The organism is Halomonas sp. LMYGS-3 (assembly GCF_059509875.1).
In genome coordinates this window covers 81,327-105,477 of record NZ_JCAKFQ010000009.1, presented here as the reverse complement: position 1 = coordinate 105,477, position 24,151 = coordinate 81,327, and the positions used below count along the sequence as shown (strand labels likewise).

At 65.4% G+C, this 24,151-nt stretch carries 23 protein-coding genes; 13 read left to right on the top strand and 10 right to left on the bottom strand.

Translation table 11 applies throughout. The annotated features are described in order from the left end of the window. The first annotated feature begins 12 nt into the window (after nt 1-12). From AC5W54_RS10750 to sthA, 10 genes are all read left to right on the top strand, one after another. Nucleotides 13-1,476: a glyceraldehyde-3-phosphate dehydrogenase gene (locus AC5W54_RS10750; protein ID WP_495962078.1), complete on the top strand. Its 1,464-nt coding sequence runs from the start codon at nt 13-15 to the stop codon at nt 1,474-1,476. A gap of 315 nt (nt 1,477-1,791) precedes the next feature. Further along, complete coding sequence (locus AC5W54_RS10745) at nt 1,792-3,141, top strand: Na(+)-translocating NADH-quinone reductase subunit A (protein ID WP_495962077.1); 1,350 nt, start codon at nt 1,792-1,794, stop codon at nt 3,139-3,141. Continuing rightward, nucleotides 3,141-4,367 (top strand): NADH:ubiquinone reductase (Na(+)-transporting) subunit B, encoded by a 1,227-nt coding sequence (locus tag AC5W54_RS10740; RefSeq protein ID WP_495962076.1) that lies wholly within the window; start codon nt 3,141-3,143, stop codon nt 4,365-4,367. Before AC5W54_RS10745 ends, AC5W54_RS10740 begins: the two co-directional genes overlap by 1 nt. Further along, the gene (locus AC5W54_RS10735; protein ID WP_495962075.1) at nt 4,367-5,185 is read left to right on the top strand and encodes a Na(+)-translocating NADH-quinone reductase subunit C; all 819 of its coding nucleotides are present in this window, start codon (nt 4,367-4,369) and stop codon (nt 5,183-5,185) included. Before AC5W54_RS10740 ends, AC5W54_RS10735 begins: the two co-directional genes overlap by 1 nt. Before the next feature lie 2 nt (nt 5,186-5,187). After that, the gene (locus tag AC5W54_RS10730; protein WP_495962074.1) at nt 5,188-5,856 is read left to right on the top strand and encodes an NADH:ubiquinone reductase (Na(+)-transporting) subunit D; all 669 of its coding nucleotides are present in this window, start codon (nt 5,188-5,190) and stop codon (nt 5,854-5,856) included. A gap of 1 nt (nt 5,857) precedes the next feature. Then, nucleotides 5,858-6,475 carry an NADH:ubiquinone reductase (Na(+)-transporting) subunit E gene (gene nqrE / locus AC5W54_RS10725; RefSeq protein WP_495962073.1) on the top strand — a complete coding sequence of 206 codons (618 nt, stop codon included), beginning with the start codon at nt 5,858-5,860 and terminating at the stop codon, nt 6,473-6,475. A gap of 72 nt (nt 6,476-6,547) precedes the next feature. Next, nucleotides 6,548-7,780 carry an NADH:ubiquinone reductase (Na(+)-transporting) subunit F gene (gene nqrF / locus AC5W54_RS10720; protein WP_495962072.1) on the top strand — a complete coding sequence of 411 codons (1,233 nt, stop codon included), beginning with the start codon at nt 6,548-6,550 and terminating at the stop codon, nt 7,778-7,780. Further along, complete coding sequence (locus tag AC5W54_RS10715) at nt 7,777-8,577, top strand: FAD:protein FMN transferase (protein WP_495962071.1); 801 nt, start codon at nt 7,777-7,779, stop codon at nt 8,575-8,577. Before nqrF ends, AC5W54_RS10715 begins: the two co-directional genes overlap by 4 nt. Continuing rightward, nucleotides 8,574-8,831, top strand: coding sequence for a (Na+)-NQR maturation NqrM (nqrM, locus tag AC5W54_RS10710; RefSeq protein ID WP_495962070.1), 258 nt, complete (start codon nt 8,574-8,576; stop codon nt 8,829-8,831). Before AC5W54_RS10715 ends, nqrM begins: the two co-directional genes overlap by 4 nt. Nucleotides 8,832-8,976: 145 nt before the next feature. Continuing rightward, nucleotides 8,977-10,368, top strand: coding sequence for a Si-specific NAD(P)(+) transhydrogenase (gene sthA, locus AC5W54_RS10705; RefSeq protein ID WP_495962069.1), 1,392 nt, complete (start codon nt 8,977-8,979; stop codon nt 10,366-10,368). Nucleotides 10,369-10,428: 60 nt separating this feature from the next. Here the strand turns inward: sthA and AC5W54_RS10700 are convergent, their stop codons facing one another. After that, entirely contained in the window at nt 10,429-10,701 is a 273-nt protein-coding gene (locus AC5W54_RS10700) for a PqqD family peptide modification chaperone (protein ID WP_495962068.1), read from the bottom strand. Nucleotides 10,702-10,899: 198 nt separating this feature from the next. Beyond that, nucleotides 10,900-11,322 (bottom strand): lasso peptide biosynthesis B2 protein, encoded by a 423-nt coding sequence (locus AC5W54_RS10695; RefSeq protein WP_495962155.1) that lies wholly within the window; start codon nt 11,320-11,322, stop codon nt 10,900-10,902. Between the two features lie 321 nt (nt 11,323-11,643). On the opposite strand from AC5W54_RS10695, the gene AC5W54_RS10690 reads away from it, so the two are divergent. Together AC5W54_RS10690 and AC5W54_RS10685 are read left to right on the top strand one after the other, a co-directional pair. Continuing rightward, nucleotides 11,644-12,840: a nucleotidyltransferase family protein gene (locus AC5W54_RS10690; protein ID WP_495962067.1), complete on the top strand. Its 1,197-nt coding sequence runs from the start codon at nt 11,644-11,646 to the stop codon at nt 12,838-12,840. 22 nt (nt 12,841-12,862) lie between these two features. Further along, nucleotides 12,863-14,737 (top strand): ABC transporter ATP-binding protein, encoded by a 1,875-nt coding sequence (locus AC5W54_RS10685; RefSeq protein ID WP_495962066.1) that lies wholly within the window; start codon nt 12,863-12,865, stop codon nt 14,735-14,737. Here the strand turns inward: AC5W54_RS10685 and AC5W54_RS10680 are convergent. The 6 genes from AC5W54_RS10680 to leuS form a co-directional block, all read right to left on the bottom strand. Next, nucleotides 14,695-15,135 carry a DUF488 domain-containing protein gene (locus AC5W54_RS10680; protein ID WP_495962065.1) on the bottom strand — a complete coding sequence of 147 codons (441 nt, stop codon included), beginning with the start codon at nt 15,133-15,135 and terminating at the stop codon, nt 14,695-14,697. The genes AC5W54_RS10685 and AC5W54_RS10680 overlap by 43 nt on opposite strands. Further along, nucleotides 15,132-16,046: a PA2778 family cysteine peptidase gene (locus tag AC5W54_RS10675; RefSeq protein WP_495962064.1), complete on the bottom strand. Its 915-nt coding sequence runs from the start codon at nt 16,044-16,046 to the stop codon at nt 15,132-15,134. The genes AC5W54_RS10680 and AC5W54_RS10675 overlap by 4 nt, the downstream gene beginning before the upstream one ends. Nucleotides 16,047-16,127: 81 nt before the next feature. Continuing rightward, nucleotides 16,128-16,526: a PA2779 family protein gene (locus AC5W54_RS10670; protein ID WP_495962154.1), complete on the bottom strand. Its 399-nt coding sequence runs from the start codon at nt 16,524-16,526 to the stop codon at nt 16,128-16,130. Between the two features lie 198 nt (nt 16,527-16,724). Beyond that, the gene (gene holA, locus AC5W54_RS10665) at nt 16,725-17,783 is read right to left on the bottom strand and encodes a DNA polymerase III subunit delta (protein ID WP_495962063.1); all 1,059 of its coding nucleotides are present in this window, start codon (nt 17,781-17,783) and stop codon (nt 16,725-16,727) included. A 10-nt stretch (nt 17,784-17,793) separates the two neighbouring features. Then, on the bottom strand, nt 17,794-18,285 hold the full coding sequence (locus AC5W54_RS10660) for an LPS-assembly lipoprotein LptE (RefSeq protein ID WP_495962062.1): 492 nt from the start codon (nt 18,283-18,285) through the stop codon (nt 17,794-17,796). A gap of 26 nt (nt 18,286-18,311) precedes the next feature. Then, complete coding sequence (leuS, locus tag AC5W54_RS10655) at nt 18,312-20,894, bottom strand: leucine--tRNA ligase (RefSeq protein ID WP_495962061.1); 2,583 nt, start codon at nt 20,892-20,894, stop codon at nt 18,312-18,314. Between the two features lie 212 nt (nt 20,895-21,106). Between leuS and AC5W54_RS10650 the strand changes: the two genes are divergently transcribed. Further along, nucleotides 21,107-21,631: a zinc ribbon-containing protein gene (locus tag AC5W54_RS10650; RefSeq protein WP_495962060.1), complete on the top strand. Its 525-nt coding sequence runs from the start codon at nt 21,107-21,109 to the stop codon at nt 21,629-21,631. A gap of 22 nt (nt 21,632-21,653) precedes the next feature. Here the strand turns inward: AC5W54_RS10650 and AC5W54_RS10645 are convergent, their stop codons facing one another. Together AC5W54_RS10645 and AC5W54_RS10640 are read right to left on the bottom strand one after the other, a co-directional pair. Further along, nucleotides 21,654-22,982 (bottom strand): hypothetical protein, encoded by a 1,329-nt coding sequence (locus AC5W54_RS10645; protein ID WP_495962059.1) that lies wholly within the window; start codon nt 22,980-22,982, stop codon nt 21,654-21,656. 33 nt (nt 22,983-23,015) lie between these two features. Beyond that, entirely contained in the window at nt 23,016-23,927 is a 912-nt protein-coding gene (locus AC5W54_RS10640) for a LysR family transcriptional regulator (RefSeq protein WP_495962058.1), read from the bottom strand. Between the last annotated feature and the right edge of the window lie 224 nt (nt 23,928-24,151).

Below are 24,151 nucleotides of genomic sequence, written 5' to 3'. Positions count from 1 at the left end.
GAGAGGCTTCTCGTGAGTCAGCAACCCCTCGATACCGTCTTCCAGGAATGGCACGACAACCAGGCGATCGCCGAACAGATGATCCCGCTGATCGGCAGCCTCTACCGTCACAACAACGTGGTCACCACCCTCTACGGGCGTTCGCTGTTCAACCGCTCGGTGATCCGCATCCTCAAGGACCACCGCTACGTTCGCAAGATCGAGGGCACCGAACTCACCGTCCAGGACACCTTTCCGCTGGTTCAGGCCATGACCCAGCTCAACCTGGGGCCGGCCCACGTCGACGTGGGCAAGCTGGGCGTGGCGTTCAAGAAGCGTGGTGGTGGTGATGCCCTGGCCTTCCTGCGCGAGGAGCTCGACGAGATCGTCGATGGCCACGATCCGGGGCGCGGGAACGGCGAGCCCAAGGACGTGGTGCTCTACGGCTTCGGCCGCATCGGTCGCATCCTGGCCCGGGTGCTGGTCGAGAAGGCCGGCGGCGGCAACCTGCTGCGCCTGCGGGCCATCGTCGTGCGTGGCCGCGGCGATATCGCCAAGGACCTCGAGAAGCGGGCCAGCCTGCTGCGCCGCGACTCCGTGCACGGCCCCTTCGACGGCACCATCCAGGTCGATGCCGAGGCGCGTACCATCACCGCCAACGGCAATGTCATCCAGGTGATCTATGCCGATTCCCCGGCCGACGTGGACTACACCGCCTACGGCATCGACAACGCCGTGGTGGTGGACAACACCGGTATCTGGCGCGACGAGGAGGGCCTGGGCCAGCACCTGCAGTGCAAGGGCGTCGCCAAGGCACTGCTGACCGCCCCGGGCAAGGGCGATGTCAAGAACATCGTCTTCGGCATCAACGACGGCGACATCACCCCGGAGGACCGTATCCTCTCCGCGGCGTCGTGTACCACCAATGCCATCGTGCCGGTACTCAAGGTACTCAACGACGAATACGGCATCGAGCATGGCCATGTGGAGACGGTGCACGCCTACACCAACGACCAGAACCTGATCGACAACTACCACAAGGGCGATCGCCGTGGACGCAGCGCGCCACTCAACATGGTGCTCACCGAGACCGGGGCCGCCAAGGCCGTGGCCAAGGCGCTGCCGGAGCTCTCCGGCAAGCTGACCGGCAATGCCATCCGCGTGCCGACGCCCAACGTCTCCATGGCGATCCTCAACCTGACCCTGGCGAAGGAGACCGATACCGAGGCGCTCAACGACTACCTGCGCCGCATGTCGATCGATTCGTCCTACCAGAAGCAGATCGACTACGTCGATTCGCCCGAGGTGGTCTCCTCCGACTTCGTCGGCAACCGCCATGCCGGCATCGTCGACGCCAAGGCGACCATCGCCAACGGCAGGCACGCCGTGCTCTACGTCTGGTACGACAACGAGTTCGGCTACAGCTGCCAGGTGGTGCGCATCCTGCAGCAGGTCTCCAACGTGAAATTCCTCAAGCTGCCCCGCTCCCGGACGTAAGTCCTGACCGCGCCGCCCCTCGAGCGAGGGGCGGCATGCCATCCCAGGCGCTCCCTCCTTCCGCCGAACCGCCTGTTCGCCGTCGATTTCAACGCAGTTTCCACAGCCTGCGACAATTTTTCACTTGCCTCGGGGCATCGTCTGCGACCTTCAGGCAGGTGGTCATCACCCAGGCTTGTCTTTATAATACCGGGGATTTTTCGGGGTGGTCCGAGCTTGCCTCGGGCCTGACTGGTAACGTGCTGAAACCACAAGAATTCGAATCCATTCGAACCCCTTTCCTTCGTATATCCGATCCATCAACTGGGCGAGACTATGATCGAAGTCAAGAAAGGCCTGGATCTCCCCATCACGGGGGCGCCCGAGTCGCGCATCGAGGATGCGCGCTCGGCACGCCACGTGGCGATCCTGGGTACCGACTACGTCGGCATGAAGCCGACCATGGAGGTCCGGGAGGGGGATAGAGTCAAGCTGGGCCAGCTGCTCTTCACCGACAAGAAGATCGACGGCGTGCGCTTCACCGCGCCTGCCGCGGGCGAGGTCGTGGCCATCAATCGCGGCGAGAAACGCAAGCTGTTGTCGGTGGTGATCAAGGTCGACGAGAACGAGGAGGCGGTCGAGTTCACTGCCCATGGGCGTGACAAGCTCGAGGGCCTGGAGCGCCAGGCCGTGGTCGACCAGCTGGTCGAGTCCGGCCTGTGGACCGCGCTGCGTACGCGTCCCTATTCGCGTACCCCGGCCGTCGATGGCGTGCCGGCGGACATCTTCGTCACTGCCGTCGATACGCATCCGCTGTGCGCCGATCCCGCCGAGATCATCAACGAGCAGCCGCAAGCCTTCGAGGACGGCCTCAAGGTGCTGGCCCGTCTCACCGAGGGCAAGGTCTACCTCTGCACCGCTCCCGGCGCCCGCATCCCGGGCGGTGACGTCGAGGGCGTGCAGGTCGAGACCTTCGGCGGTCCACATCCGGCCGGGCTGGTCGGTACCCATATCCACTACCTCTCGCCGGTCGCCCTGCACAAGCGCGTCTGGCACATCGGCTACCAGGACGTGATCGCCTTCGGCACGCTGTTCGCCGAAGGCAGGCTGGACATGAGTCGCGTCGTCGCCGTGGGCGGCCCGCGCGCCGAGACGCCGCGCCTGCTGCGTACCCGGATCGGTGTCAGCACCGACGAGCTGCTGGCCGGCGAGGTGATCGATCCCGACGGCACCCGGGTCATCTCCGGCTCCGTCTTCTCCGGCTTTACCGCCGAGGGGAGCCTGCGCTACCTGGGTCGCTTCCACAACCAGATCAGCCTGCTGGAAGAGGGTAACAAGCGCGTCTTCATGGGCTGGATGTCACTGGGTGCCAACCGTCACTCGGTGCTGGGGATCTACCTGTCGAAGTTCATGGGTCTCAAGGACTATGCCCCGACGACATCGACCAACGGCTCCGAGCGGGCCATGGTGCCGGTGGGGGTCTACGAGGATGTGATGCCGCTGGACATCCTGCCTACTCAACTGCTGCGCTCGCTGATCGTCGGTGACATCGAGACGGCCATGCAGCTCGGTTGTCTGGAACTGGATGAGGAGGACCTGGCCCTGTGCACCTACGTGTGCCCCGGCAAGTACGAATACGGTCCCATCCTGCGCGACAACCTCACCATGATCGAGAAAGAGGCCTGATGATGGGGATTCGACAGACACTCGACAATCTCGAGCCGCACTTCCACAAGGGTGGCAAGTACGAGAAGTATTACCCGCTCTTCGAAGCGGTAGACACCATCTTCTACTCGCCGCCCAGCGTGGCCAAGACCACCGCCCACGTGCGCGACGGGGTCGACCTCAAGCGCATCATGATCACCGTGTGGCTGTGCACCTTCCCGGCCATGCTGTTCGGCATGTGGGCCGCCGGCTGGCAGGCCAACCTGGCCATCGCCGACGGCTTCGCCTCCATGGACGGCTGGCGCGAGGCGATCATGATGATCCTCGCCAGCGGCCACAACCCCGACAGCCTGTGGGCCAACTTCGTGCTCGGTGCGACCTACTTCCTGCCCATCTACCTGGTGACCTTCGCCGTGGGTGGCTTCTGGGAGGTGCTGTTCGCCGTCAAGCGCGGCCACGAGGTCAACGAAGGCTTCTTCGTCACCTCCGTGCTCTTCGCCCTGATCCTGCCGGCGACCATTCCGCTGTGGCAGGTGGCGCTCGGCATCACCTTCGGGGTGGTGATCGGCAAGGAGATCTTCGGTGGCACCGGCAAGAACTTCCTCAACCCGGCGCTGACCGGCCGAGCCTTCCTCTACTTCGCCTATCCGGCGCAGATCTCCGGTGATGCGGTGTGGGTGGCGGCCGACGGCTTCACCGGCGCCACGCCGCTCTCCATCGGCTTCCAGGAAGGCATGGCGGCACTCTCCAGCCAGTACAGCTGGTGGGACGCCTTCCTCGGCTTCGTGCCCGGCTCGATGGGCGAGGTGTCGACGCTCGCCATCCTGATCGGGGCGGTAGTGCTGCTGTGGACCAAGATCGCCTCCTGGCGAATCATGCTCGGGACCTTCCTCGGCATGGTGGCGACCAGTGCGCTGTTCAACCTGGTCGGCTCCGACAGCAACCCGATGTTCGCCATGCCCTGGTACTGGCACCTGGTGATCGGCGGCTTCGCCTTCGGCATGGTGTTCATGGCCACCGACCCGGTGTCCGCCTCGATGACCAACCCGGGCCGCCTGATCTTCGGCGTGGTGATCGGTGTGATGACCGTGCTGATCCGCGTGGTCAACCCGGCGTTCCCCGAAGGCATCATGCTGGCGATCCTGTTCGCCAACCTGTTCGCCCCGCTCATCGACCACTTCTTTGTACAGGCCAACATCAAGCGCCGTAAGCAGCGCACCGGTGTGCCGGCCGAGGAGACTGCCTGATGGCACAGAGCAATAACTCCATCAAGAAGATCCTGACGGTGGCGTTCGCACTCTGCATCGTGTGTTCGGTCATCGTCTCCACCGCGGCGGTGGCGCTGCGCCCCCTGCAGCAGCTCAACCAGGAACTCGATCGCAAGACCAACATCCTCAGCGTGGCCAACCTCTACGAGTCGGGCATGGACGTGAATGCGGTGTTCGGGTCGGCCGTCACCCCGCGGGTAGTGGACATGCGTACCGGCGAGTACACCGACGAGTTCGACCCGGCCACCTATGAGGGCTTCCAGGCGCGCCGCGACCCGGCCGCCTCGCGTACCCTCTCCGGCGAGCGTGATATTGCCGGGCTGACGCGCGTCGAGCACTTCGCCACCGTCTACCTGGTGGGCGATCCGGACGACCCCGAGCAGATCATCCTGCCGATCCGAGGGCAGGGCCTGTGGGGCCTGATGCGTGGCTTCATGTCCGTGGAAGGCGACGGCAACACCATCGTCGGCATTACCTACTACGAGCACAGCGAGACCCCCGGGCTGGGTGCCGAGGTCAACAACCCGCGCTGGCAGGCTCAGTGGGAAGGCAAGCAGATCTTCGACGACGAGGGGAGTCTGAGCCCGGCCATCCGTGTGGCCAAGGGAAGCGGCAGTGGCGAGCATGAGGTCGACGGACTCTCCGGCGCCACCCTGACCAGCAACGGCGTGACCAACATGCTGCAGTTCTGGCTGAGCCCGGAAGGTTTCGGCGAGTACCTGGCGAAATTCCGCAGCGGCATCGAGCAGGAAGACTCTCAGGATGCCGATGTCGAACTCGAAGCTGAAGGAGCCTGATCATGTCAGCCGCTACTCCCAAGGGCGTCCTGACGACGCCGGTCTTCAAGAACAACCCCATTGCCCTGCAGGTGCTCGGCATCTGCTCCGCACTGGCGGTGACGACCAGCATGAGCGTGTCGCTGGTCATGACGATGGCGGTGATCTTCGTCACGGCCTTCTCGAACCTGTTCGTGTCGCTGATCCGGCACCACATTCCGTCGTCGATCCGCATCATCGTGCAGATGACCATCATCGCCTCGCTGGTGATCGTGGTCGATCAGATCCTCAAGGCGTATGCCTATGAGATGTCCAAACAGCTCTCGGTGTTCGTCGGCCTGATCATCACCAACTGCATCGTCATGGGGCGCGCCGAAGGCTTCGCCATGACCAACACGCCAGGCATGTCCTTCCTGGACGGCATCGGCAACGGTCTCGGTTACGGCTTCATCCTGATGACCGTGGGCTTCTTCCGGGAGCTGTTCGGGTCGGGCAGTGTGTTCGGCTTCACCGTGCTGCACCCCGTGCAGGACGGCGGCTGGTACGTGCCCAACGGCCTGCTGCTGTTGCCGCCGTCGGCATTCTTCATCATCGGCCTGATCATCTGGGTGCTGCGCACGCTCAACCCGGAGCAGATCGAGGAGAACGAGTTCAAGATGAAGCACAACACCGAACCGAAGGAGGCCGTGTAACATGGAACACTATATCAGCCTGTTCGTCGCCTCGGTCTTCGTCGAGAACCTGGCCCTGGCGTTCTTCCTGGGCATGTGTACCTTCCTGGCGGTCTCCAAGAAGGTCTCGGCGGCCTTCGGCCTCGGCATCGCCGTCATCGTGGTGCTGACCATCGCCGTACCGGTCAACAACCTGGTGCTGACCTACCTGCTCCAGGAGGGGGCGCTGACCTGGACCGGCATCAGCGGTGCCGAGAACATCGACCTGTCGTTCCTGGGGCTGCTCAGCTATATCGGCGTGATCGCCGCCCTGGTACAGATCCTCGAGATGTTCCTCGACAAGTACGTGCCGGTGCTCTACAACGCGCTGGGCGTTTTCCTGCCGCTGATCACGGTGAACTGCGCCATCCTCGGTGGCGTGCTGTTCATGGTCGAGCGCAACTACAACTTCGGCGAGTCCGTGACCTATGGCCTCGGCTCCGGGGTCGGTTGGGCGCTGGCCATCACGGCGCTTGCCGGTATCCGCGAGAAGCTCAAGTACAGCGACGTTCCCGGCTCCCTGCAGGGGCTGGGCATCACCTTCATCACCGTGGGCCTGATGTCGCTGGGCTTCATGTCCTTCTCCGGTATTCAGCTCTGAGGCAGGTCGTGTTTTCCCGGCGGCGCGGCGCGCCGCCGGGAACCAGGCAACGTCAAGCAATAGGAAACCGACATGGTTGATACAACAGTCATCTTGCTCGGTGTGGTCATGTTCACCCTGGTCGTCATCGGCCTGGTTCTGGTGATCCTGGCGGCACGCAGCAAGCTCGTCAGTACCGGGGACGTGACCATCGAGGTCAATGGTGACCCCGAACACACCCTGACCACCCAGGCCGGCGGCAAGCTGCTCAACACCCTGGCCGCCAACGGCATCTTCCTCTCTTCCGCCTGTGGCGGTGGCGGCTCCTGCGCCCAGTGCAAGTGCCGGGTGGAAGAGGGTGGTGGGGCCATCCTGCCCACCGAGGAGTCCCACTTCACCCTGCGCGAGAAGAAGGACGGCTGGCGTCTCTCGTGCCAGGTGCCGGTGAAGCAGAACATGAAGATCGAGGTGCCCGAGGAGGTGTTCGGCGTCAAGCAGTGGGAGTGCGAGGTCATCGCCAACCCCAACGTCGCCACCTTCATCAAGGAGCTCAACCTCAAGCTGCCCGAGGGCGAGGAAGTGGCCTTCCGCGCCGGTGGCTACGTGCAGTTGGTGGCACCGCCCTACGACATCAAGTTCTCCGACTTCGATATCGAGGAGGAGTACCGGGGCGATTGGGAGAAGTTCGATCTGTTCAAGATCTCCCACAAGAACACCGAGGAAGTCATCCGCGCCTACTCCATGGCGAACTACCCGGAAGAGAAGGGCATCCTCAAGTTCAACATCCGCATCGCCACGCCGCCGCCCAACACCAACCACCCGCCGGGCCTGATGTCGACCTACGTCTTCGCCCTGAAGCCGGGCGACAAGGTCACCGTGATGGGGCCCTTCGGCGAGTTCTTCGCCAAGGACTCCGATGCCGAGATGGTCTTCGTCGGCGGTGGTGCCGGCATGGCGCCGATGCGCAGCCACATCTTCGACCAGCTCAAGCGGCTCAAGTCCAAGCGCAAGATCTCGTTCTGGTACGGCGCGCGCTCCTGGCGCGAGACCTTCTACAACGACGAGTACGACCAGCTGGCCGAGGAGTTCGACAACTTCGAGTGGCACCTCGCCCTCTCCGATCCGCAGCCCGAGGACAACTGGACCGGTCCGACCGGTTTCATTCACAACGTCCTCTACGAGAACTACCTCAAGGATCATCCGGCCCCCGAGGATTGCGAGTACTACATGTGCGGGCCGCCCATGATGAACGCTTCGGTGATCAAGATGCTGCTCGACCTGGGCGTCGAACCCGAGAACATCCTGCTGGACGACTTCGGCGGATGATCTTCCTCGCCGCGAGGCGATACAAGGGGCTGGCCTTTCGGCCGGCCCTCTTTCTGTTCGCCCTGGTGATGCTGCCGGTGACGCTGCTGGCCGGATGCCGCAGCCAGCCACCGTTTCACCAGGTCGAGGGTGTGGCCCTCGGTACTGGTTACCACATCACCCTGTATGCCGACCTCGATGACGGAGAACGCGAACTCCTGCTGGCCGGTATACAAGGTGAACTGGCTAGCCTTGAACAGGATCTGGCACGGCTGCTGGTGCCGCTGGGTCTGGCCCTTCGTCCGTTGCTGGCGGGAGTGGCGATCGACAACGACGCCCTGGCGAATTCGCTGCTGCAGATGACCTGGGCGCTGGCCATCGATCGGCTCGATGCGTTGCTCGGCCGCTTCGGCGTCGAGCATGCCATGCTGGAGCTGGGTGGGGTGGTGCGTGCACGTGGCCAGGCGGGTGGGCAACCCTGGCGGCTGGCCCTCGACCGGCCCGGTCTGCCGGGAAAGGCGCCGCTCTCGCTACGGCTCGACGATGTCGCCCTGGTTCATCTCGACTCCGGGGAAGCCGGCGAGGCTGGCGACCCCGTCGCGACCAGTCGGCTGCTGGCGATCAGCGTGGCGGCGCCTTCCGCCCTCGAGGCCGACCGACAGGCCCGCGAGCTGATGGCGGCTGGGCCCGAGGCGGTGACGCTGGCCGCGGATCGTGCGGTCCGCATCGTTGTCTTAACATCACAAGGTATTGAAATTCATCATGGTTCGGCGCTCGAGGCGTACCTCGAGGAGTCGCCGAGGGGAGGGCAAGAATGACCACCTGGCTTATCGTTCTGGGTTTCATGCTGCTGATCGTGGCGGCCATGGCGATCGGCGTGATCCTGGGGCGCAAGCCGATCGCCGGCTCCTGCGGTGGCCTCAACCGGCTCGGTCTCAAGGAGGGCTGTGAGGTCTGCGGCGGCAAGGACGAGGTGTGCGAGGAGGAGAACCGCAAGCGCCAGGGCAGTGCCCGCCGGCGCAGCGACGAGAGCCGCGGCGCCGACCTCGGCTACGACGCCACCAAGCGCTGACCGGGCTTCGCCCGGAGCTGTAAGCGATAAGCAACACCTTTGTTGCTGGCTAGCTCGGTGGCAGCATCCCGGCTTACGGCTTACGGCTTACGGCTTATGGCTTACGGCTTACGGCTATCAAGGGAACAAGGAGATCGAACAGCCAATGGCAGTCCACAATTACGACGTGGTGGTGATCGGAACCGGGCCCGCGGGAGAAAGCGCCGCGATCAATGCCGCCAAGCACGGCAAGCGGGTGGCGGTGGTCGAGAAGCAGCCGACCGTGGGCGGCAATTGCACACACTGGGGGACCATCCCGTCCAAGGCGTTGCGCCACCAGGTCAAGCAGATCATGCAGTTCAATACCAACCGCATGTTCCGCGACATCGGCGAGCCGCGCTGGTTCTCCTTTCCCCGGGTCATGGAGCGTTCCCGGGTCACCATCGATCAGCAGGTGGCGATGCGTACCAACTTCTATGCGCGCAACCGTATCGACCTGTTCAGTGGCATCGCGCGCTTCAAGGACGAGCACACCCTGCTGGTGCGCGACGACCACGAGGGGCTGGAGGAGCTGGTCGCCCGGAAGGTCATCATCGCCACCGGGTCGCGACCCTATCGCCCGGCGGACATCGACTTCCGCCATCCGCGCATCTACTGCTCCGATACCATTCTCAGCCTGAATCATACGCCACGCACCCTGATCATCTTCGGGGCCGGCGTGATCGGCTGCGAATACGCCTCGATCTTCTCGGGGCTCGGCGTCAAGGTCGACCTGATCAACAACCGCGACAGCCTGCTCTCCTTTCTCGACGACGAGATCTCCGATGCGCTCTCCTACCACCTGCGCAAGCACGGGGTGCTGATCCGCCACCACGAGGAGTACGAACGGGTCGAGGGCGACGAGTCCGGTGTCACCGTGCACCTCAAGTCGGGCAAGCGGCTGCGCGCCGACGCCTTCCTGTGGGCCAACGGCCGTACCGGCAATACCGACCAACTGGGGCTCGAGAACATCGGCCTGGAGGCCAATGGCCGCGGTCAGCTCTCGGTCGACGAGCACTACCGTACCGCCATCCCCCACATCTATGCCGCCGGCGACGTGATTGGCTGGCCGAGCCTGGCCAGCGCCGCCTACGACCAGGGGCTCAACGCCTCCAGCGAGATGGTGGATGACGACTTCCGCTACGTCACCGAGGTGCCCACCGGCATCTACACCATCCCCGAGATCAGCTCCTTCGGCCGCAACGAGCGCGAGCTCACCGAGGCGAAGGTGCCCTACGAGGTGGCCCAGGCCTTCTTCAAGGACACCGCGCGGGCCCAGATCACCGGCGACACCGTGGGCATGCTGAAGATCCTCTTCGACCAGGACAGCCTGGAGATCTACGGCATCCACTGCTTCGGCGACCAGGCCTCGGAGATCGTCCACATCGGCCAGGCGATCATGCAGCAGCAGGGCGAGGCGAATACCCTCAAGTACTTCGTCAACACCACCTTCAACTACCCCACCATGGCCGAGGCCTACCGAGTCGCCGCCCAGAACGGGCTGAATCGGGTGTTCTAGGAAGGACCCGTGACGTGTGAACATGGCGCCCGAGGGCGCCACGTTCGCTATGTGGCAGGGTCAATGAACGGTGATGAGGCCTTCCTGTTCCAGCTGCTCGAGAAACGCGATGACGTCCCGCTCGCAGGTGCTCCGATCCACGTCGAAGGTCTGCATCAGCCCTTCGCACACGTCGAGCACGGTCGAGTCGCGCTCGAGGAGGCACCAGATGAAGGTGCCGGCGTCCTGGGTCCCGTAGTACTTGCCATTCCTGGCGCTGAAGATGACCAGATCGTCGCCGAGGTGTGATGTCAGCGGATCTTCCCTGCGCCGTATCTGATTCTGCATGTTCATGGGGAAAGTCCTGTTATCGAGCGGTGGCGGTTGTCTGCGATCACCTGCTGCACCCTCTGGATGGAGGACAGCTTGCCGTGATGCCTTGTGCATTCTAGCCCAGCCGATCCGGCGGACCTCGGAGCAAGGTCGCTGATTCTACTCAGTCTCCCGTGCCAAGGATCTAAGCCTTCGCTCGCTGCCGAGCGGCTGTCACGATCACTCCGCGTCCCGGTGCCGATAGGTTCGTACGAAGCTCGCAACGGGCGCGTAACGGCCATCATGTTGGCCCAGTACGACGTGTCTGCCGACCCGTAGCCAGGCATGTGCCGCCATGGCCGGACGTTGACCCTCGCCGTACTCGGTGAAGGTTCCGAGGACGAGGCTGCTGGAGATATGCCGGCGGTTGAGCATCTGCTGTGCCGCCACGGCCAGCATCAGACAGGTGTGCCGGCCACCGACCGCTCGATTGATTGCCATGACGGCCCAGCTGACATCGCGCGCTCGTTGGTCATCGACGGCGTCCTGGGGATCCGTCTCCCCCGAGGTGGAGTCACCCAGCCAGGGTGACCACCAGCGAAACGGGACGAGTCTGACCATCAGCCACGCCAACAGCAGCTGCATGGCGGCTTCCGCCAGCATGCATTGGCGGGGCAGGGGAGCCAGGAGGAACCTGCGAAGTCGTTTCACGGCCTCTCGACCCCCTGGTGAGAAGTAAACGGACCGAAGCCGCCGACTGGAAATTCTGCCTGAGCCAGGCGGACTCCGACCATGCTTTCACGCCGACTGTAGAGTCACGGCCAACGGGTTGTCCAGCGACTTACGTCTTCGTTGCCGACGATCGCCATGGTGGCGCCGGACCAAGTTGACTAACATGATGTAACAGAAACGGTCGGCCAGGCGCTGCTCCAGGCGCCGGATCGGCCATCCGGGAGAGTGTCAGCGATCGGGGAAGGTCCCATCATGCCCGCACGAACTACTCTTTCTTCCCTGGACTCCACGCTGCAGCTGTTGCTGCTGCTTGCACGTCTCGAGCTCACGGAGGAGCAGCAAGCGGCTGCCCTGGCACTATGCGCTCGGGTCGATGACTGGTCCCGGTTGGCACGAGAGGCCAATCAACGGTTCGTGCTCCCGCTGGTCTATCGGCATCTGCGGAGGCTTGCGCCCGATAACCTGTCGTCGACACAACTGGACGCCATAAGGCAGTGGAGCCTGGCCGTGGTCCAGCTCAACCTCTGGGTGGTGGCCGCTCAGCGCCGCCTTCGGGATGAGCTGCTGCTCCCCCTGGAGATCCCCCACGTTTTCTTCAAGGGTCCCAGCCTGGCGGCACGCTACTATGACGATCCGGCGTTGCGGTTTTCGCGGGACATCGACCTGCTCGTACCGCCTGTGCGGATCGTTCCGCTGCTCGAGACAGCTCTGCGCAAGGGGTACGTGTCGCTCATGCCGAAGGGCCTGACCTCGAAACGGGAAGGTCTCGTCTATGCGGCCGGCGCGCACCATGTCTTCTCGCTCCTGTCGCCCGAGGGGGTGGCGATCGATCTTCACCAGCGGATCGACAAATCCGGAATGATCTATGCGACACAGGCATTGCTCGACGGTGCGGAACCGTTCGGGATGGGTGATGCCGAGATCCAGGTCATGTCCACGGAGGAACTGTTTGTCTACATCTGCCTGCATCATTCCAAGCACCACTGGTCTCACCTGCACTGGCTGGTCGACCTCGATGCGATCCAGCGTCACCCGAGCTTTTCGCTGGCGGCGAGTCGCGACCTTGCCGCACGGCGCAACCTCACGACGACCCTCGAAGCTTGCCTGGCGATGCACCGGGCCCTGGCGGCCCCTGAACCCTGGAATGCCTCCATCTCCGGGCATGGGAGGGAGATACTCGGTGCATGCCTGATGGCGCTTCAGGGTGGGCCGGAGGTGGAACTGGCGATGGGGAGGACGAGAACCTCGCCGGATTTTGCCTTCGCCTGGCAGGCCTCCGTCGAACATTGGCTCTATGGTCGAGTGCAGAACGTGGCCAAGCTGTTGCGTCCTACCTATGCCGACTATCATCTTTGGCCGTTGCCGCCACGGTGGCAGTGGCTTTACCGATTGACGTGCCCGTTCCAGAAACTCCATTCACGGATCACGACCGGGCGGTGGCGGTCATGATGATGCTCTCCTGTCGGCTCCCATGACGCTCATCACTCGAGTCTTCGTCCCCCTGTTCTCGTTGCGCCGCATCCTGCCGATGCTGTGGCATAGCAGCCGCAAATGGACGCTGCTGGGGACGGCGTTGATGGCGTTGGAGGTAGCCTCCGGGCTGGCCGTCCTGTACCTGTTCAAGCAACTAGTCGATGTGGTCACCGGGATGCTCGCCAGTGAAACGGCCGAGGGCGGGGTATGGCGGGTGCTCTTGTTCGTGGCGCTGACTGGCGGTTGCACGCTGGCATTCCTGGCATCCCGGTCGATGGCGGGCCTGGCCAGGGAGGCCCAGGGGCTGTTGGTGGCTGATCATATCGACCGGGAGATCCATGCCCGTGCGGTACGCGCGGACCTGGCCTTCTACGAAAGCCCTCGCTATTTCGATACGCTGCAGCGAGCCCGCGAGGCCGGTAACCAGCGCCCCGTGCAGGTGGTCTCCAACCTGATGATGCTGACCAGGAACAGCCTGATGCTGGTAGCGATCGTGGTACTGATGGTCACCATCAATTGGTTGATGCTGCCGGTGCTGCTGATCGCCATCGTGCCGGCCCTGCTGGTCAAGATCCATTTCACCCATCACCTGTACGAATGGCAGCGCCGGCGTACCCAGATGGAGCGGCGCGCCTACTATCTGGATTGGTTGATGACTTCCGATATCAATGCCAAGGAGTTGCGCCTCAACCAACTGGGAAATTTTCTGCGTGACCAGCATTCCGACCTGCGGGGTCGGATTCGTCGCGAGCGGATGCGGATCACCCAGCGGCGGACCCGGGTCGAGCTGGCTGTTGCGAGCATTGCCACCCTGGCTTTCTTCGGCGCCTTGGGGTTTCTCGCCTGGCAAACCGCCGAGGGACACAACAGCCTCGGCGATCTGGTGCTGTTTCTGCTGATCTTCCAGCGGGCCCAGTCGATGGGGCAGGAACTGGTGCACCAGCTCGCCCAGCTCTACGAGGATCACCTTTTCCTCGGCCTTCTGTTCGAGTTTCTCGACATCCGGCCGGTGATCGGCGAACCGGATCACCCCCTGGCGGTGCCGGTAACGCCACGTGAAGGGATTCGCTTCGAGCAAGTTGGATTCCATTATCCCGATACCGATGCCCCCGTGTTGAGCGGTATCGAGCTGAGTATTCGTCCGGGGCAGATCGTCGCACTGGTCGGTGCCAATGGTTCTGGCAAAACCTCGCTGATTAAGCTGCTCTGCCGCCTGTACGACCCGACGGCGGGACGGATCACCCTGGACGGGGTGGACATCCGCGAGTACGACCTTGAAGAATACCGCCGCCTTTTCAGCGTGATTTTCCAGGATTATGCCCACTATGCGACCACCGTGCGGGAAAATATTCGCTATGGCGACATTCGCCAACCCATGGACACTCCCGCGGTCGAATCCGCCGCGATCAAGGCCGGTGCCGATCCCTTCATCCGGATGCTCAAGGACGATTATGATACTCCCCTGACCCGCATGTTCGACGATGGGCAGGAGCTCAGCATCGGTCAATGGCAGAAGGTCGCCCTCGCGAGGGCCTTCATGCATGGTTCCAGCGTGATCATTCTCGATGAGCCAACCAGCGCCCTGGATCCCGGCGCGGAATCCGAACTGTTCGATAACTTTCGTGAACGAATCGATCACCGGGCCGCCTTGGTCATCAGCCATCGGCTGTCGACCGTGCGAATGGCAGATTATATCTATGTCCTGGATCGGGGCGAAATTCGCGAGGCGGGTACGCATGACGAGTTGATGCGCCAGCGAGGCATATACTGCGATCTGTTCAGCCGGCAGGCGCATCACTATCGCGAGGTGGGGGGGCAGGAGCCCGTGGCTCAGCGCTCGTCGGGCGACGGTTCCGGGGGAAGGTGGGCGTAACACGGCGGGGACGCCGGTGGTCGATCCTCGGCATCCTCGTTCTGCAGAGCGGCAAGCAGCGCCTCGCGCAGGATGGGCAGGTGGGAGTCGTCGAGCTCGCGGGCGGCCGAGAGCAGGGTCAGCCGTCCGCGCCGCGCGTGGCGCATCAGCGGCAGCAGGCAGTCAGGGTCGTCACGCAACTCGCCGCGATAGCGGGCGGCGAAGACGGCAGCACTGATTTCACCCTGATGGTACTGACGGCGCAGCAGCGTCGACGGCGAGGCGTCCCGGTACCAGTCGGTCAGTGCCAGGCTCTCGCGTCGCTGGCCGCGCGGCCAGAGGCGGTCCACGAGTACCCTGGTGCCGTCTTCGGGGTCGGCGGGGCGGTAGATGCGCTTGAGGACGATATCGTAACTCATGACAGGGGTTCCTCTTCGAGAGCGGCCAGCGCTTCCCGCGCACGGGGCTGCCAGTGGCCGGGCTGCTCGGCGGCGCGGCGCAGTGCGTGACGCGCGGCGTCGTTGTCGCCCTGGTCACGCAGGACCAGTCCCAGGTTGAGCCAGGCCACGGCCAGCTCCGGGTCGACCGCCACGGCTCGCTGGAAGGCCGCGATGGCGCCTTGCGGATCGCCGGCGCCATGCCGGGCGTTACCCAGGGCGAAGTGGCCCATGGCGGCCCGGGGGAAGCGCGCGACCAGCGCCTCCCAGGCGGGCAGAGTGGTCTTTGCGCCCTGGACCCGCTCGAAGGCGGAGATCGCCTCCAGGGCACGGTACTCGGCGATTCCCTCGGGGAGCTCGCCGGGCGGCAGGGCGACGAAGGCCCAGCGGTCACTGCGCGCCCAGGTGGCATCGAAGCGGCGGAAGGATTCGATCCGCTCGGGCTCCTCGCCACTGTGCAGGATCAGCTCGCCGGCGTCGAGGTCGTAGCCGATGGCCACCGCATAGTGCCACATCGGCCAGACGGGCAGGGCGAGGTTCTGCATCACCACGACCGGGTGACCGGCGTCGACCTCGGTCAGGAGCGCATCGAGGCGGTTGTCGATGACGAAGGGGATGCGGCCATGGCGACGCGCCGTGGCGAGCATCTCCGGCTGGACGCTGCCTTCCCGGCCGGGCAGGAAGACCTGGGGAATCAGGGTGTCGACATCCACGTCCACGCCCTCGGCGTTGAGCGCCATGGCCAGGGAGGCGGGGCCACACTGGTAGTCGCGCTGGGCATGAAAGGGTACGTCGTCGATCAACGCCTGGCGGGGCAGGCGTTCCCGGGTGGTGTCGGCCAGCCGGGGAGTGGCGGCACAGCCGGCAATCATGACGATCAGCAGCATGAGCATGAGAACGCCCGCGGGGCGGGCGTTCCATATGGCGTCACGCGAGTGCTGCCGTGAACGGCGTGGTGTCATGCGATTCCCCGGTCAGCGCGTGAAGGGGAAGACGTTGGTCAGGCCGAGGATATCGGTGACCAGCAGCACGAGGAATATCAGCACCAATGCACCGACGACACTGGCGCCGGCGGGCAGCTGGTCGAGCTGTTCGGCCATCTGGGCGGCCTCCTCGTCGGAGAGGGCGGCGACGCGCGCTTCCACTTCCGCGAGATCCACGCCCTGGGCGGCGAGCTGTTGCTGGACGTCCTCGCGGGCGAGGATCTCGTGGATCCGCTCGCGGTCGGTCTGGGCTCGCTCGGCGGTCAGGGCCGCCTGGGTGGTGATCAGGTCGCTGCCCGGCGTGGCGTGAGGGGCCGCGGCAACGGGGAGGCTGCCCAGCACCAGGGCGGCGATGAGCAGGGGGCTGAGGTAACGGCAGATCTTCTTCATCATCGTGGTGTTCCTTCTTCTTGGGTTTGGCTTCCGGCTCCTTGATGATCCACGCGTCGCGTCCAGGCGAGGCAGCGGTCGAGACGTGCTTGCAGCGATGCGCTACCAGTATAGGCAAAAATGGCCTGAAGTTTCATGCCCTTGGCATCAACGGCAGGCGCTTGTGGCGAGAGTGGTACGATCCCGTCGTTCGAATCGTCAGGCGATCCGGTAGGACGAGGGCAACTCGGCGAGCAGCCCGCGTCCACCGGCGAGGGTCAGGGCGAGGTCGTGAAGGCCATCCTGCACCGGCAGTGGCGAGGCGCCCTTGATGGCGAGATCGAGGCGCTGGGCGAACAGCAGCAGCTTGTGCAGACGTTTCACGGGCAGGCGGGCCAGGGCCTGCTGGTAGGCGGGGCGGCGCTTGTCGAAGATCGCCGGCTTCTGCGACTTGCAGGCGTGCTCGAAGCTCTGCCCCTGGTCCAGGTGCTGGTGCAGGGAGAGCAGGGTGCGCAGTTCGCGGGTCAGGGCCCAGAGCACGATGGGGGCCTCGACGCCCTCGCCGCGCAGACCGGCCATGATGCGCGAGACCCTCGCTCGCTCTCCCTTGAGGCAGGCATCGGCCAGGGTGAAGACGTCGTAGCGGGCGCTGTCCTCTACCGCGCCGGCGATCTCGCGGGGCGAGATGCGCTTGCCGGGCGGGACCAGCAGTGCCAGCTTCTGCAGCTCCTGGTCGGCGGCCAGGAGGTTGCCCTCGGTACGCTCCCCGAGCAGGCGGGCGGCGTCCAGCTCGAGGGTGAGGCCATGGCGTTCGGCCCGGTCGCGCAGCCAGAAGCCCAGCCGCGAGGCGTCCACCGGCCACACCGGCACGAACAGGCCGGCCTTGTCGAGGGCCTGGAACCAGGCGCTCTTCTGCTGGCGGAAGTCGAGCTTGCCCATGGCGATCAACAGCACGTTGTCGCTGCCCTTGAGCTCGTCGGCGTACTCCTTCAATGCCTTGCTGCCTTCCTGGCCCAGGTTGCTGCCGGCCAGGCGCAGCTCGATCAGCTTGCGCGAGGCGAACAGCGACAGGCTGGCCGAGGCCTCCCGCAGCCGGCCCCAGGCGAAGTTGGCCTCCACGTGCAGGATCTCCCGCTCCTCGATGCCCGCCTGCCGGGCCGCCTGCCGAACGGCGTCGCACGCCTCCATGTGCTGCAGGGGCTCGTCGCCGGCGACGATCACCACCGGTGGCAGCTTCTTGGTCAGCGCTTCGGCGAGCTTGTCGGCGTAGATCTTCACGAGGGCACCTTCATGCGTCGGGCAGGCTCCGCAACCGGTCGAGCAGGCGTCTGACGGCTTGCTGGCGCAGCTGTTCGCGCGTCTCCTCGCGGATGTCGTCCTGGGCCAGCAGGTTGTCGTCGCTTACCGTGAAGCGAGTGGAGACCTCGATACGCTGCTGGTCGAGCAGGTAGGCGCCGTCGGCGCGCCGTTGCACCGAGAAGGGCACCGCGAGCAGCATCTCGACCTCCCGCGGGCCGGTGTCGAGGACGCTGAGGCGCCGCTCACGGAAGTCCTCGCCGGGCAGGTTGAGGACGAGAGGGGCGTCGGCGTGGAGCCGTGTGCCGGCGGACTCGAGCCGCTCGGCCGTGAGGCGTGCGAGGTCGCTGTCGGGGCCGGCGAGGGCCAGCTCGGGGAGTACCGCCTCGTCATTGGCCAGGCCGCGCAGGCGAAAGCCACAGCCGGCCAGTGCCAGTGAGGCGCCGGCGGCCAGGCCGAGGTGCAGGAAGGTACGGCGCTGCATGCGAACTCTCCGTGCCGTGATGGGTGTCAGCCGACGACGATATTGACCAGCTTGCCGGGCACCACGATCACCTTGCGGATCGTCTTGCCCTCGGTGTGGCGCTGGACATTCTCGGCGGCGAGCGCCTGGGCCTCGAGGGTCGCCTTGTCGGCATCCGTAGCTGCCTCGATGCGCGCGCGCAGCTTGCCGTTGACCTGCACCACTAGTTCGATGCTGTCGCGGGCCAGCGCCGACTCGTCGACCGTCGGCCAGGCGGCGTCGATCGCCGGTTCGTCATGGCCAAGCGCCAGCCACAGGGCGTGACAGGCGTGGGGGGTGATCGGTGCCAGCAGCAAGACGCAGGCCTCGACGGCCTCGCGGGCCACGGCCAGGCCCAGCGGGCTGGTATCGTCGAAGCGGGCGAGGGCGTTGCTGAGCTCCATCACCGCGGCGATGGCGGTATTGAAGGTGGTGCGCCGGCCGATGTCGTCGCTCGCCTTCCTGATCGTCTCGTGGGTCTTGCGCCGCAGCTCGCGCTGGGCGTCGTTCAGGGCGCCGACATCCAGTTCGCCGGGTGTCCCGGCCTCGAGGTGTTCAAAGACAAGGCGCCACAGGCGCTTGAGGAAACGGTGGGCACCCTCGACACCGGAGTCGGACCACTCCAGAGACTGCTCCGGTGGAGCGGCGAACATCATGAACAGGCGTACGGTGTCGGCGCCGAAGCGGTCGATCATCGCCTGCGGATCGACCCCGTTGTTCTTCGACTTGGACATCTTCTCTATGCCGCCCATCTCCACCGGCTGGCCGTCGCCGATCAGCACCGCGCTGATCGGGCGCCCCTTGTCGTCGCGCTTGACCTCGACGTCGGCCGGGTTGAACCACTCCTTGCCGCCATTGGCGGTGGGGCGGTAGAAGGTCTCGGCGATCACCATGCCCTGGGTCAGCAGTTGCTGGAAGGGCTCGTCGGAGTTGACCAGGCCGAAGTCGCGCATCAGCTTGTGGAAGAAGCGCGCGTAGAGCAGGTGCAGGATGGCGTGCTCGATGCCGCCGATGTAGAGGTCCACCGGCAGCCAGTAATCGGCGCGCTCGTCGAGCATCGCCTCCTGGTTGTCGGCGCAGGCGAAGCGTGCGTAGTACCAGGACGACTCCATGAAGGTATCGAAGGTGTCGGTCTCGCGCACCCAGCCGTCGCCGAGGTCGGAGAACTCGGGCATCTTCTTCAGCGGCGAGCCGGAGGCATCGACGGTGACCTCCATCGGCAGCGCCACCGGCAGTTCGTCGTCGCCGAGCGGCACGGTCTGCCCCTCGGGGCCGTACTTGACTGGGATCGGCGCACCCCAGTAGCGCTGGCGGGCCACGCCCCAGTCGCGCAGGCGGAAGTTGGTCTTGACCTCGCCGTGGCCCTGCTGCTCGAGACGCGCGGCGATGGCGTCGAAGGCCGCCTGGAAGTCGAGACCGTCGAATTCGCCGGAGTTGATCAGGGGGCCGTACTCGACATAAGCGCCCTCGGAGAGATTCGGGGCCTGGCCCCGCTCGTCGGCGATCACCGCCTCGATCGGCAGGCCGTATCGGGTGGCGAATTCCCAGTCGCGCTGATCATGACCGGGCACCGCCATCACTGCCCCGGTGCCGTATTCCATGAGCACGAAGTTGGCGACGTAAACCGGCACCCGACGTCCGCTGAGGGGGTGGATGGCCTGATAGCCGGTATCCAGGCCCTTCTTCTCCATCACCGCGAGCTCGGCCTCGGAGGTGCCGACCCGGTTGCACTCCTCGAGAAAGGCCGTGAGCTCGGCGTTGCCCTCGGCGGCCGCCTTCGCCAGCGGGTGGCCGGCGGCCACGGCCATGTAGGTTACCCCCATGAGGGTGTCCGGGCGCGTGGTGTAGATGCGCAGCGGCTCGAAGGCCTCGCCGTTATGGTCGGCGATCGCGAAGTCCATCTCCACGCCCCTGGACTTGCCGATCCAGTTGCGCTGCATGGTCTTGACCTGCTCGGGCCACTCGACCTTGTCGAGGTCGGCCAGCAGTTCCTCGGCGTAATCGGTGATCTTGAGGAACCACAGCGGGATCTCCTTGCGCTCGACCAGCGCGCCGGAGCGCCAGCCGCGACCGTCGATCACCTGCTCGTTGGCCAGTACCGTCTGGTCCACCGGGTCCCAGTTGACGGTGGACATCTTCTTGTAGACCAGCCCCTTGTCGACCAGCTTGGTGAAGAACCACTGCTCCCAGCGGTAGTAGTCGCTGTCGCAGGTGGCGAACTCGCGGCTCCAGTCGTAGGCGAAGCCCAGCGCCTTGAGCTGGCGGCGCATGTAGTCGATGTTGTCGTAGGTCCACTTGGCCGGCGGCACGCGGTTCTGGATCGCGGCGTTCTCGGCCGGCATGCCGAAGGCGTCCCAGCCCATGGGTTGCATGACGTTGCGACCCTTCATGCGCTGGAAGCGCGAGACCACGTCGCCGATGGTGTAGTTGCGCACATGCCCCATGTGCAGCTTGCCGCTGGGGTAAGGGAACATCGACAGGCAGTAGAACTTCTCGCGGCTGGCATCTTCCACCGCCTTGAAGCACTGGTTCCGGTCCCAGAACTGCTGGGCGTCGCGTTCGATCTCGAAGGGCTTGTACTGTGCGTCCATCGCTGTCTACGGGTACCTTGCAAGTCGGGCGCACCGCTCGCGGCGTTGCGCGGGTCAATGGGGGTGTCCGGTGTCATGAACTCGGCGCCAGGATGCGTCAATGCATTGAACTGCCGGCAGGATGTCGTCTAAATGGTAGGCAAGGATACCCCAGCACGGCAGGGCCCGGCTATGCCCGGGCTCATTGCCTCGAGATACGGAAGGAGCAGATCATGAGCGAGCAGAAGGATCCCCGTCACGACCGCCGTCTGCGCGAGGGCTACGAGCGCATGCTGGCTCGCCTCAAGGAAGGCGCCCACGAGCTGACCTGGGAGAACCTGCAGCAGGAGCTCGACGATGCGGTGGAGTTCGAGGCCGAGCTGGAGGAATTCACCAAGGATGAGCTGTCGCTGCTGAGGGCCTGGGTCGAGCGCGACCTCAAGGAGATGCGCCGCTACCTCGGGGCCGGCGGCGAGAGCGTGGCGACCTGGCTGGGGATCGATCTTTCGATGCTGTCGCGCAAGGTGGTGGACTCGCTGTTCTCCATCGCCGATCGCAGCAAGATCGAGCGTGAGCAGTTCGAGGAGGACCTGGAGGCCGCACGTGCCGACTATTGCGAGGGCGAGATGGCCGCTCCCGGGCGCATGGCCTGCGTGCACTGCGGCGCCGAGGTCACGCTGGAGGGGGTGGCGCGCATCGAGCCCTGCCACCAGTGCGGGCATCGCTACTTCGCGCGCGCGCCGCGGGACGGAGCGTAGCGAGACGTCGCCGGCAGGCCTTCTACAGCCAGGCGTCCAGCCCCAGGATCGCAACGACCACCAGGACGGTCATGGCGGCGGCATAGCCCAGGTTCTGGCGCATCATCCGCGAGCCGCTGACGCCATAGCGCCCCTGCAGGGAGAGGTTGATGCCCGACAGCGGCCCGACGCTGGTGCCCACCGCCCAGGAGGCCAGGGCGACAAAGGCGAACAGGGTCTGGCGACCGGCGTCGAGGTCGAGCACCGAGGCCAGCACCGAGACGCCGATGATGGGGTGCAGGCCGGCGACGGCACTGGTCACGATGGCCAGGAAGCTCGCCATCGCCTCGAGGGGGCCGAAGCGGGCGAAGAGCGTCCACTCGCTGCCGGTGGCGGCGGCGATGTAGGTCGAGAGGCCCTGGGTCAGCAGCCCCGCGCAGAGGAACAGCGAGATCTCCCCGCGCATCGCCGGCAGTCGATCGATGCTATGCCGGCGCACCCGTCGCAGCGTCCAGCGCGGCCCCTGGGGCAGGTTGGAGGCGAGCGCCACGGCGGGCAGCAGGAAGGTGATGATGCTGACGATGCTGAGCCTCGGCGTCAGCCCGTAATAAAACAGCATCGCCAGGGCGGCCATCGACACCGGCATCAGCAGGCTCGACGTCGACAGCGAGAAGCCCGCGGTGTCGGCGAGATCGAAGCGGCGCGACAGGTCCAGCAGGCTGAGCAGACCGGCGCACAGCGCCAGGGGGAGGCCGAAGGCGATCACGGTCGTGAAGCGCATCTCGGGGGCCAGGGTCATCACCACCCCCATGGAGGCGAAGAACGGCGACCAGAGCGCGGCACTCGACAGCCCGCGATTCAGCGCCAGCAGCTGCGGGGTGGTCAGCGGGCCGTTGCGCTGCAGCCGGTCGCCGATCATGAACACCGTGGAGAGATTGAGGATCGCCCCGAGCAGGTGCACCCCCAGCCAGGTGCCGGCGATCCCGCGCCGGCCGGTCACCGGGTGCCCCAGGGGGCGGGCGTCGCCGCGACGGTTGCCGATCAGCCCGATGAAGCTCACCCCCACCAGCATCGCGACCACATAGCTGTTGCCGTCGAGCATGCGCGGCCAGGCGACCTCGACGCCATGGTGCCACCGGGCCGCGAGCAGCAGCCCCAGCCCGATGCCCCCCAGGACTCCGGACTGGCGGCGTGTGCGCCGCGGCAGGTCGGGCCACAGCAGCAGCACCGCCAGCCAGAACCCGTAGCTTACCAGTTGGGGAATGACCGGTGCCCCGGCGAAACGCAGCACTTGCAGCGCCAGACCGGCGAGGATGAGGCCGCCGGCGAGCGCATGGCGGGGCGAGGGGGCGTGGGTGGCGCTGTCGGTCACGTTGGCAGGGCTCCGGAGGATATCCTGAGCAGACTAAACAATTGAGCGGGGCTCCCGCCACTCCCTCGCGCCCGCTTCTCGGGCCGCCTCCAGCTCGTCGATCATGGCCTGGGCCGCGTTGGAGAGGGTGCGGCTCCGGTGCACCAAATAGCCCAGGGGGCGATGGATCGGGGGGTGGTCGACCTTCAGCACCCGGAGTTCGCGGGTCACCAGACCCTCGGGCAGCAGGCTCCATCCCAGGCCGATGGCGCTCATCATCCGCAGGGTCTCCAGGTAGTTGGTGGAAAGGGCCACGGGCAGGGTCAGGCCGGCAGCCGCGAAGCGTGCCTCGATCAGGGTGCGGGTGAAGGTCAGCGGGCCGGGCAGCACCGCGTCGAACTCGCAGAGCTCGCCCAGCGTCAGGCGCCCACGGCCGACCAGGGGGTGGTCGGGCGCACAGACGAAGCGGAGCCGATCGATCCATATCGGCACCACCTCGAGGCGTTCGTCGGGGTGGGGGGCGAGGGTCACCACGGCGATCTCCAATTCGCCATCGAGTACCCCCTGATAGGCCTGCTCGGAATCCAGGAAGTGCAGGTCCAGGCGTACCCCGGGATGGCGGCCGGTGTAGGCCTTGAGCAGCGGTGGCAGGCGGTGCAACCCGATATGGTGGCTGGTGGCGAGCGTCAGGCTGCCGCCCACGTCGCCGGTGAGATTGCCCAGGGCCCGGCGGCTGTCGTCCACCATCACCAGGATCTGCCTGGCTCGGGGCAGCAGTGTCCGCCCGGCCTCGGTGAGGGTGACGCGCCGGCCGATGCGGTCGAACAGCCGGGCATCGATCTGGCCCTCGAGCACGGCGATGCGCTTGCTCACCGCCGGTTGGGTAAGGTGCAGCTGTTCGGCGGCGCGGGAGAAGCTGCCGCTATCGGCCACGGCGAGAAAGGCCTGAAGGCTCTGGGTATCCATGGTTCGGCTCCGGCACTGTGCTCAGATTCCAGGATGGAATCCAATCAATAAATAACATGAATTGCTTTTATGGACGAGTCGCAGGACACTGCATGCATAGCGCCGAGGCTGCCCCTATGGGGTCAGACCCCAGCCGAGTCACGAAGCCTGCCATGATGCAGGTTTCGAGCGAACACGACACCGCCGGGGTCTGACCCCATAGGGACCCGCGGGCCAAGGCCGAG

What these genes read in the sequence shown, in the direction of transcription:
- AC5W54_RS10745 (WP_495962077.1), top strand. Translation starts at nt 1,792, where the DNA reads ATGATCGAAGTCAAGAAAGGCCTGGATCTCCCCATCACGGGGGCGCCC.
- AC5W54_RS10740 (WP_495962076.1), top strand. Translation starts at nt 3,141, where the DNA reads ATGATGGGGATTCGACAGACACTCGACAATCTCGAGCCGCACTTCCAC.
- AC5W54_RS10735 (WP_495962075.1), top strand. Translation starts at nt 4,367, where the DNA reads ATGGCACAGAGCAATAACTCCATCAAGAAGATCCTGACGGTGGCGTTC.
- AC5W54_RS10730 (WP_495962074.1), top strand. Translation starts at nt 5,188, where the DNA reads ATGTCAGCCGCTACTCCCAAGGGCGTCCTGACGACGCCGGTCTTCAAG.
- nqrE (WP_495962073.1), top strand. Translation starts at nt 5,858, where the DNA reads ATGGAACACTATATCAGCCTGTTCGTCGCCTCGGTCTTCGTCGAGAAC.
- nqrF (WP_495962072.1), top strand. Translation starts at nt 6,548, where the DNA reads ATGGTTGATACAACAGTCATCTTGCTCGGTGTGGTCATGTTCACCCTG.
- AC5W54_RS10715 (WP_495962071.1), top strand. Translation starts at nt 7,777, where the DNA reads ATGATCTTCCTCGCCGCGAGGCGATACAAGGGGCTGGCCTTTCGGCCG.
- nqrM (WP_495962070.1), top strand. Translation starts at nt 8,574, where the DNA reads ATGACCACCTGGCTTATCGTTCTGGGTTTCATGCTGCTGATCGTGGCG.
- sthA (WP_495962069.1), top strand. Translation starts at nt 8,977, where the DNA reads ATGGCAGTCCACAATTACGACGTGGTGGTGATCGGAACCGGGCCCGCG.
- AC5W54_RS10700 (WP_495962068.1), bottom strand. Translation starts at nt 10,701, where the DNA reads ATGAACATGCAGAATCAGATACGGCGCAGGGAAGATCCGCTGACATCA.
- AC5W54_RS10695 (WP_495962155.1), bottom strand. Translation starts at nt 11,322, where the DNA reads ATGCTGGCGGAAGCCGCCATGCAGCTGCTGTTGGCGTGGCTGATGGTC.
- AC5W54_RS10690 (WP_495962067.1), top strand. Translation starts at nt 11,644, where the DNA reads ATGCCCGCACGAACTACTCTTTCTTCCCTGGACTCCACGCTGCAGCTG.
- AC5W54_RS10685 (WP_495962066.1), top strand. Translation starts at nt 12,863, where the DNA reads ATGACGCTCATCACTCGAGTCTTCGTCCCCCTGTTCTCGTTGCGCCGC.
- AC5W54_RS10680 (WP_495962065.1), bottom strand. Translation starts at nt 15,135, where the DNA reads ATGAGTTACGATATCGTCCTCAAGCGCATCTACCGCCCCGCCGACCCC.
- AC5W54_RS10675 (WP_495962064.1), bottom strand. Translation starts at nt 16,046, where the DNA reads ATGCTCATGCTGCTGATCGTCATGATTGCCGGCTGTGCCGCCACTCCC.
- AC5W54_RS10670 (WP_495962154.1), bottom strand. Translation starts at nt 16,526, where the DNA reads ATGAAGAAGATCTGCCGTTACCTCAGCCCCCTGCTCATCGCCGCCCTG.
- AC5W54_RS10660 (WP_495962062.1), bottom strand. Translation starts at nt 18,285, where the DNA reads ATGCAGCGCCGTACCTTCCTGCACCTCGGCCTGGCCGCCGGCGCCTCA.
- leuS (WP_495962061.1), bottom strand. Translation starts at nt 20,894, where the DNA reads ATGGACGCACAGTACAAGCCCTTCGAGATCGAACGCGACGCCCAGCAG.
- AC5W54_RS10650 (WP_495962060.1), top strand. Translation starts at nt 21,107, where the DNA reads ATGAGCGAGCAGAAGGATCCCCGTCACGACCGCCGTCTGCGCGAGGGC.
- AC5W54_RS10640 (WP_495962058.1), bottom strand. Translation starts at nt 23,927, where the DNA reads ATGGATACCCAGAGCCTTCAGGCCTTTCTCGCCGTGGCCGATAGCGGC.